Raw genomic sequence first — 7752 nt, forward strand, 5'->3', positions numbered from 1 at the left:
GCCCAGTTCGCGGCACTGGGTGAAGCTGTTCTTGATGGAGTTGGAGCCGCCCGTGAGGTGCATGCCAAACATCGGGTCGGCATAGGCCATGTCGTTGGTGCCGAGCTGGCTGCGCACCTTGGACCAGTCGGCGTCCAGCTCTTCGGCCAGCACCATGGGCAGCGCGGTCTGCACGCCCTGACCGAATTCCAGCCGGTTGACGGTGACGGTCACCGTGCCATCGGCCGCGATGGCGACGAAGGCGCCGGGCATCTGCGTCGGTTTGAGCGCTGCGGCGGGAGCGGCCGTGCCCTGCGCCTGCGACAGCAGCGGGAACACGCCCAATGCGAAGCCGCTGGCGGCGCCAAGCTTGAGGAAGCTGCGGCGCGGCAGTTCGGCCACGGCGGGGGCGTCGGCGGAGGTGGTGGCCTCACGCGCCAGCATCAGCTGCAGGGCGCGCGGGAGTTCGTGGGGGGCAATGGCGTTGAACATGGTGTTGTCTCCTTCAGGCCAGGGCACGGGCGGCATCGGCCACGGCGGCACGGATGCGGGCGTAGGTGCCACAGCGGCAGACGTTGCCGGCCATGGCGGCGTCGATGTCGGCGGCGCTGGGCTGTGCACCCTTGGGCAGTGACTTCAGGAAGGCGGTGGCGCTCATGATCTGACCGCTCTGGCAGTAGCCGCACTGGGCCACGTCGTGCTTCACCCAGGCGTCGCGCACGGCCTTGCCGACGCGGTCGTCACCGGCGGTGACGGCTTCGATGGTGGTGATCTGCTTGCCCGCCACACTGGCGATGGGCGTGACGCAGGAGCGCACGGCCTGGCCATCGACGTGCACGGTACAGGCGCCACACAGCGCCGCGCCGCAACCGAACTTGGTGCCGGTCAGACCCAGCGTGTCGCGCAGGGCCCAGAGCACGGGCGTGGCGGGATCGACGTCCAGCCGCTGGCTGCGGCCGTTGACTTGCAAGGTGGTCATGGTTTCTCCTGAGGGTGTTGTGTGGGGACCGCGAACGGCGCAGTGTGGCGCCGAACGCAGGGCCCGCGCTAGCCAGAACCTGCGCGATGCTTGCCCATTCCTGCGACACCCCGGCACAAACCGGCCAGCCCCGATACCATGCGCTGCTGCTGTCCAGACCCGCCCCACCATGCCCGATCCTTCCACCCCTGAGGCCCTCCACGCGCCCCGTGCCTCGCTGGCGCGGCGCATCCTGAACAAGGCCAGCGGCAACGGCATGTTCCAGCCGTCCGAGATCCCCGGGCTGATGTTCATGCGCCTGGACGAGCCGGCCCTGAACAGCTGCAGCGTCTACGAACCCTGCGTCGCCGTCATCGTGCAGGGCAGCAAGCGCGTGGTGCTGGGCGATGAAAGCCTGAGCTACGGTGAAGACCGTTACCTCATCACCTCGATGGACCTGCCGGTCAAGACCGCGCTGATGCAGGCCAGCCCCGAACGCCCCTACCTGGCCGTGGCCCTGCGGCTGGACTGGCGCGACATCGCGTCGCTGATGCTGGAGACGCCCCCGGCCACGACCCGCCGGCCCGAACCCGACAGCCGCGCCATGACCACCGGCGCACTGACAGCGCCGCTGCTCGAAGCCTTCGACCGGCTGCTGGCCCTGCTCGACCAGCCCGCCGACATTCCCGCGCTGGCGCCGCTGATCCGGCGCGAGATCCACTACCGGCTGCTGGCCGGCGAAGCGGGTGCGCGGCTGCGCCAGATCGCCACCGTGGACACGCAAAGCCACCAGGTGGCGCGCGCCATCGCGCAGCTCAACGCCCGCTTTGCCGAACCGCTGCGGGTGGAGGCGCTGGCGCGCGAATCGGGCATGAGCCCGACCACTTTCCACCACCACTTCAAGTCGCTCACCGCCATGAGTCCGCTGCAGTACCAGAAGCAGCTGCGCCTGACCGAGGCGCGCCGGCTGATGCTGTCCGAGCGGCTGGACGCGGCGACCGCTGCCTTCCGCGTGGGCTACGAAAGCCCGTCCCAGTTCAGCCGCGAATACCGGCGGCTGTTCGGCGCTCCGCCGTCGCGCGACATGGCCGACCTGCGCTGGCAGCCCCAGGCCGAGGCCGCCTGAGCGGGCGTCACAGGCTGCGGTGCTGCCGCAACCCGGGGCGCAGCGCGTAGCGGGTGAGCGCGTCCAGCGCTTCCACCTCGACCTGGGCGCGCCGGCCACCGTAGACCTCGGCCTGGAGCCAGGCCAGTTCATCGGCCAGCGCGGCTTCGCTGCCCAGGCTGCAGAACCAGACCTTGCCCTCGCCGTCCCAGCGGTAGCCGCGGGCCTTGAGCTTGTCCTTGCTGTCGAACGGCGAGCCGGTGGCGCGCAGCTTGAAGCTCGGCCGCCCGGCGGCGGCCATCAGGCGCTGCAGGCCGTTGACCTGCCCATCGCCGCCGTGTTCACCCACGCGCTGGCTCAGCACTTGCAGCAGGGCGTGGCAGTCCACCAGGGCGCGGTGCGCGTCGTAGAACCAGCCCTGGTCCTGCGCCAATGCACTGAGCTTGGCCGACTCGGCGCCCAAGGCTCTCCAGTCGATGTCGGCGAACGAGCAGGCCCAGGGCTTGTGGGCAAAGCCGGGAAAACGCGCCTCGACAAACGGCCGGTCGAAGCCGGCGTTGTGCGCCACCACCAGGTCGGCCCGGTCGACCAGGGCCTGCACCTGCGCGTCGTCCAGCCGCTGGCCGCGCACCATCTCGTCGCTGATGCCGGTGACCTGTTTCGCCACCTCGGGGATGGGCATGCCCGGGTCTTCGAACCCCTCAAAGGTGTCCACCGGGCCGAAGGGCTGACCGGTGGCCACGTCCACCTGCACCAGCAGCATCGCCAGTTCGATGATCTTGTCGCTGGCGTGGGACAGGCCGGTGGTTTCGGTGTCGAGCACCAGCACGCGCTGCACGCCCGCGGGGTGGCTGGCCGGCGCCGGGCCGTGGTCGAGCGTGGGCACCAGGCGGCGCAGCACGCGGTAGTCGGGGTGCGCATCCAGCTGCCGGGCCATGTCTTCGGGCGTCGGTCCTGCGGTGGCAGCCGTCGAGGGTGGGACGGCCTCGACGGGAGGCGCCTTGGGCGGGTCGAAATCGAAGCTGAATTGACTCATGGAGACCGGCCGGTGGGGACGCTGCTGTCGCGGAGATCGGGCGTTGGCGGGGGAAGCCCGCTGAAATGCCGATCCGGAAACAGCAAAGCCGTTGGGGTCAACGGCTTTGAAAGGGTGGTGCGGCTGGCGTGGCTTCGGAGAGTAGAAAAATCGATCAACATGTTGATGCAGCAAACCACATCACGCTCTGTTCCTAGGGACTAAACGCTCCTAGTTGATTGATTCTCCAAGATTTTTCGCCAACCAGCCGTGACAGCAAGTTTGTTAACGTTGGGCCGATTGTCACACCCTTCCGCCAAAAAACCGATGATCTCGCCCTCCGTACAGCTCGACCCTTGGTCTCATGTATCGCACCTGGGGGCCGCCGCAGGGCTCCGCGGACCTTGTGTACTGGCCAATTCAAACGGGTGACCACGAGATTCTGCTCGTCAGCCGTCAAGCTCTTGACCCTTCCTCTTCATTGAAATGCTCAGGCGCTCACGGGTAGCCTGGACCTCGATCTGGTCGCGAAGGGCGGTGAAGTATTCCCGCATCTGTTCGAGCGACGGAGGCAGATCCAACAAGGACTCGTAGCCTTCGTCGTCAGCGTTCGGGCTGGCCTGGCACAGCCGCATCATGGCGATGTCGAACTTGGCCGGTACGCCAACGGATTCAAAGGTTCGAAGAATCTCGATGGGTTGTGCGATGCCTCGCTGGAGCATCACGTACAAGTCCAGCCAGTCCCGGCTCTTGGATCGATCCGCGCAGGCCAGGCATTTGAGCCGGAAGATTTCTTCGACAGTAGCCACCCTGAGCGCAGCTTCTGTTGTTGCCCCCAGAAAATGCCGCACCTCCCGTTCTGGCGCTACCAGCGTCAGTTTCACCGTCCCGGCGGCGATGTAGTTGCGCTGGTAGTCGAGCAGAGATAACCCGCTTTCGTTGAACTCTTCAATGGCGGCGGCGCTGTCGTTCGCCGCCAGCGGTATGTCGCGTTCGTCGAGCCAACGGTGCAGACCCGCCACGCGGCCTTCAGGAAGGCGGGATGCGGGCCACATGAAATCCAGATCCTCGCTGATGCGGTGCCCCAGGTGCATGGTCAGGGCCGTGCCACCCACCAGCACAAAACCTCGCATGGCGGGGCACGCCTGGAGCACCTCCCAGAGCCGTTGCGTGTCAGGCCGCAGCACGCGACCGACCTTGTCGGATGTTGCTCAAGATGCGCTCGACCTGGCTGACCTGGTGAGTGCCGAGACCCGCCTCAGAGCGGGTGACCAGGTCACGCCATTCCGTGGTCACGCGTTCGACGCCGTAGATGGCGCAAGCCTCCAGCACCACGGTGAAACTGCCCCTGTGCAGCGCCGCGCGAATGAGAGCGGCATCGGAAATGCCATCTGGGTTGGACCATGCCAGCCCCCAGGACGGATCAGCCAGAGGCTTGGGTGGTGCGACTTTCGTGGCAGCAGCGACGCGCTTGGGCTCCACACGGATGGTCATGCCCGCAGCATCTGCGAGGGACGCCAACGTGGACAGGTCCATGCTCGGGCGGCGCTTGGCACGGGAGATCGACTCCGGCGAAAGACCGGCGGCCCGGGCCAAACCGGACTGATCCAGCCCTCGCTGGCGGGCAGCGGTCAGGATGGGTTCGAGCAGTTCGGCGGGGGACGGCATAGAGCCATTGTCGGATCGATTGACTTTTGGGTCAATTACCAAAGCAATCCGCTTCGGGGTCGCCCTCTCCTAAAAGGCCAATGGTCCAAAAATGGGAAAACGGTGAAAACCGGGGGGTGCGATGGGCCACGCGTGGGCCATGGATGGGCCACAGGCAAGGACGCTGAGCACGCTCGACCATTGGTCTTTTCGCTGCGCGTGGCCTGAAACGGATGGCAAGGGGAGCCCGGAGGGCATGACTTTCAGGTGCCGTGGGCCATGAACAACCCACGTAAGTCATTGATTTTGGTGCGGCTGGCGGGGATCGAACCCACGACCCTTGGCTTCGGAGGCCAATACTCTATCCACTGAGCTACAGCCGCACGGCTGAAAACGGTTCCGGATTCTCGCACACCCCAGCCCCTCCCCCGCCCGCTGGCCCAGCACCCTCCGGAGCGCTGCGGCACGACCCTGTGGTTCGCGCGCGCGGGTGAATACACATCATGCAAACCTTTGCACCATTGGTGCTTTCCATGCTGTTGCTTTGGGCTTGATTTTGAGCGTTACGTACTGGTTACGGCGCTCTTTTTCAGGGTTTCTACCAAATGCAATCGTTTGCGCAAATGTTGCAATTCGATGGCTTTTTCACGACTTGGTTCCCGCGTTCTGCGCACCGGTCAACGAAAGAGGCCCCACTTCACAACACCTCACATTCGGAGATTCCTCATGCAACACGTCTTCAAACTGGCCGCCGTGGCCGCCCTGTGCGCCAGCGCCGCCGCCCACGCCGGTGTTGGCTTTGACGCCAACCTCGAAACCAACACCGACTTCCACAAGGAAACCGCCACCCAGGACTCCGTCACCAACGGTGGTCGCGTCGAAATCAACGCTGCGGCCGAAGCCCGTAACGGCGACTACTTCGTCAAGTCCCGCGGCACGATGCTGGTGGGCCTGTCCGGCGACGGCGTGAGCATCGACGACGCCTGGGTGCAAGCCGGCAGCAGCTTTGCCGATGTGAAGGTGGGCCGCTTTGAAGCCATGGACCTGTTCCCGCTGGGCAAGGACGTGTCGGGCAACATCGACATGGGCGGCGTCGGCTACAAGGCCAACGTGCTGCGCGGCCGCATGAAGGACGGCCGTCTGCACGCGGCCGTGGGCGTGAACGCTTCGCCGGCGGTCCGTTTCGAACTGGGTCTGGTGACCGAAAAGCAAGCCGAAGGCAAGAGCTACGGCCTGCGCCCCGTGGTCCAGTTCAACACGGGTGCCCTGACCCTGCGCGCGGGTATCGAAGCCCTCAAGACCGACGGCGGTGGCACATCGTCGACCGGCCTGGGCCTGACCGCTGGCTACGCCGTGGACAGCAACACCACCATCAACGCCAACTTCTCGAACAACAGCAAGCTCGACAAGAACGCCTTTGGCCTGAACGCCACCTTCGGCCCGGCAGGCGTGGGTTTCGTGCAAGCCAAGGACAAGGCCACCAACGTCAAGGGCACCACCTTCTACGCGGCCTACAGCTTCTCGCTGCTGGGTGTGAAGGGCGCCACCATCACGCCGGCCCTGGGCATCTACAAAGAAACCAACAAGTCCAACGACACGCAACTGCGCGTGCGCATCAACTACGCGTTCTGACCGGGCCGCCTTACCGGTCCGCACCGGGTGCGCGTTGCGCGCACCCGTTTTCTTCAAGGCGATCAGAGTTGGCCCGGCGCTGCACAGCGCCGGGCTTTTTTTCGTCTGGCGACGGGTGTGCCCGTGAGCACTTCCCGGCCTCGATGGCAATGGAATAATCCCTGCATGGTCACCCCCTCCCGCTCGAAGAAGGCCTCCGCGCCCACCGCCGCCGAGGCCCCGGCCGTGGCGACCGACACGACCGCCGGCCCGGGCAAGCGCCGCATGCAGATGATCGACATCGCGCGCATGGCGGGGGTGTCGGCCTCCACCGTGTCGCGCGCGCTCAGCGGCAGCCCGCTCATTCCCGAGGCCACCCGCACCCGCATCACCGAGCTGGCCAACTCGCTGGGCTACCGGGTCAACGTGGGCGCGGCCAACCTGCGCAAGCGCGATGTGCAGACCGTCGGCGTCGTCATCCTCGGCGACAGCCTGCAGATGATTTCGGACCCGTTCCTGCTGAGCATCCTGGGCTCGGTGGCCGACACACAGGACGAACGCGGCATGATCCTGCTGCTCACGCGCCTGAAGGACAACCGCCAGGACACGCAGTCCAACCTGGTGGGCAGTGGTCAGGTGGCGGGTCTGATCGTGATCGGCCAGCTGACGCTGCACGACTACCTCAACGAGCTCTCGCGCAACGGCTTCCCCATGGTGGTCTGGGGCGCCAACCTGCCCGACGCGATGTACCCGGTGGTGGGCGGCGACAACGCCATGGGCGGCTACCTGGCCACGCGCCACCTGATCGAACAGGGCTGCCGGCGCATCGCGTTCTTCGGGGACATTTCGCATCCGGAAGCTGGGCTTCGCTACCAGGGCTACGCCCGCGCGCTGCAGGAAGCGAACATCCCGCAGGACCCGCGTCTGCTGCAGTCCTTCCTGTTTGGCGACACGCGCATCCGGCAGGTGATCGACAGCTGGCTGGACCAGCAGCTGAGCTTTGACGCCATCTTCGCCTCCAGCGACGTGACCGCCATCTCGCTGATGGGCTCGCTCAACGAACGGGGCATCGCCGTTCCGGCGCAGGTGCGACTCGTCGGGTACGACGACATCGCCCTGGCCGAGCACGTGCACCCGACCCTGACCACCATCCGCCAGCCCACCACCGAAGCCGGGCGGGCGCTGGTCAACCTGCTGTTCGAGGCGCTGGCCGGCCAGCCGCGCCGCGCCGTCGTCCTGCCGGCCGAACTGATCCGGCGCGAAAGCAGCGTATGAGCGTGGTTGCCCCCACGCTCCGCCGCTGACGCGGGTCGCTGCCCCAAGGGGGCTGATCCGGCTTGGGGCGGCCCGGCGCCAGATCGCTCGCACCCCTACGCTCCGCCGCTGACGCGGGTCGCTGCCCCAAGGGGGCTGATCCGGCTTGGGGCGGCCCGGCGC

General features: G+C 66.6%; 8 protein-coding genes and 1 tRNA gene. 3 read left to right on the forward strand and 6 right to left on the reverse strand.

The window, feature by feature from the left end; translation table 11 throughout:
* Positions 1 to 471 (reverse strand): molybdopterin cofactor-binding domain-containing protein (locus tag ACR2JA_RS18830; RefSeq protein ID WP_434010597.1); only part of this gene is annotated, 471 nt, incomplete at its 3' end.
* Positions 472 to 484: 13 nt separating this feature from the next.
* Positions 485 to 958 carry a (2Fe-2S)-binding protein gene (locus ACR2JA_RS18835; protein ID WP_434010598.1) on the reverse strand — a complete coding sequence of 158 codons (474 nt, stop codon included), beginning with the start codon at positions 956 to 958 and terminating at the stop codon, positions 485 to 487.
* A gap of 169 nt (positions 959 to 1127) precedes the next feature.
* On the opposite strand from ACR2JA_RS18835, the gene ACR2JA_RS18840 reads away from it, so the two are divergent.
* Positions 1128 to 2063 (forward strand): AraC family transcriptional regulator N-terminal domain-containing protein, encoded by a 936-nt coding sequence (locus tag ACR2JA_RS18840; protein ID WP_434010599.1) that lies wholly within the window; start codon positions 1128 to 1130, stop codon positions 2061 to 2063.
* Positions 2064 to 2070: 7 nt separating this feature from the next.
* On the opposite strand, the gene ACR2JA_RS18845 is transcribed toward ACR2JA_RS18840, so the two are convergent.
* The 4 genes from ACR2JA_RS18845 to ACR2JA_RS18860 form a co-directional block, all read right to left on the reverse strand.
* Complete coding sequence (locus tag ACR2JA_RS18845; protein WP_434010600.1) at positions 2071 to 3078, reverse strand: 3'-5' exonuclease; 1008 nt, start codon at positions 3076 to 3078, stop codon at positions 2071 to 2073.
* A gap of 428 nt (positions 3079 to 3506) precedes the next feature.
* Positions 3507 to 4190 (reverse strand): nucleotidyl transferase AbiEii/AbiGii toxin family protein, encoded by a 684-nt coding sequence (locus tag ACR2JA_RS18850; RefSeq protein ID WP_434010601.1) that lies wholly within the window; start codon positions 4188 to 4190, stop codon positions 3507 to 3509.
* A 40-nt stretch (positions 4191 to 4230) separates the two neighbouring features.
* Entirely contained in the window at positions 4231 to 4725 is a 495-nt protein-coding gene (locus tag ACR2JA_RS18855) for a helix-turn-helix domain-containing protein (RefSeq protein WP_434010602.1), read from the reverse strand.
* A gap of 286 nt (positions 4726 to 5011) precedes the next feature.
* Positions 5012 to 5087: transfer RNA gene (locus ACR2JA_RS18860), tRNA-Arg, on the reverse strand.
* Positions 5088 to 5430: 343 nt separating this feature from the next.
* Here ACR2JA_RS18860 and ACR2JA_RS18865 point away from each other — a divergent pair.
* Together ACR2JA_RS18865 and ACR2JA_RS18870 are read left to right on the forward strand one after the other, a co-directional pair.
* Positions 5431 to 6336, forward strand: a complete 906-nt coding sequence (locus tag ACR2JA_RS18865; RefSeq protein WP_434010603.1) for a carbohydrate porin — start codon at positions 5431 to 5433, stop codon at positions 6334 to 6336.
* A 165-nt stretch (positions 6337 to 6501) separates the two neighbouring features.
* Complete coding sequence (locus ACR2JA_RS18870) at positions 6502 to 7590, forward strand: LacI family DNA-binding transcriptional regulator (protein ID WP_434010604.1); 1089 nt, start codon at positions 6502 to 6504, stop codon at positions 7588 to 7590.
* The last annotated feature ends 162 nt before the right edge of the window (positions 7591 to 7752 follow it).

Source organism: Hydrogenophaga sp., from assembly GCF_051007235.1.
Classification (GTDB): domain Bacteria; phylum Pseudomonadota; class Gammaproteobacteria; order Burkholderiales; family Burkholderiaceae_C; genus Hydrogenophaga.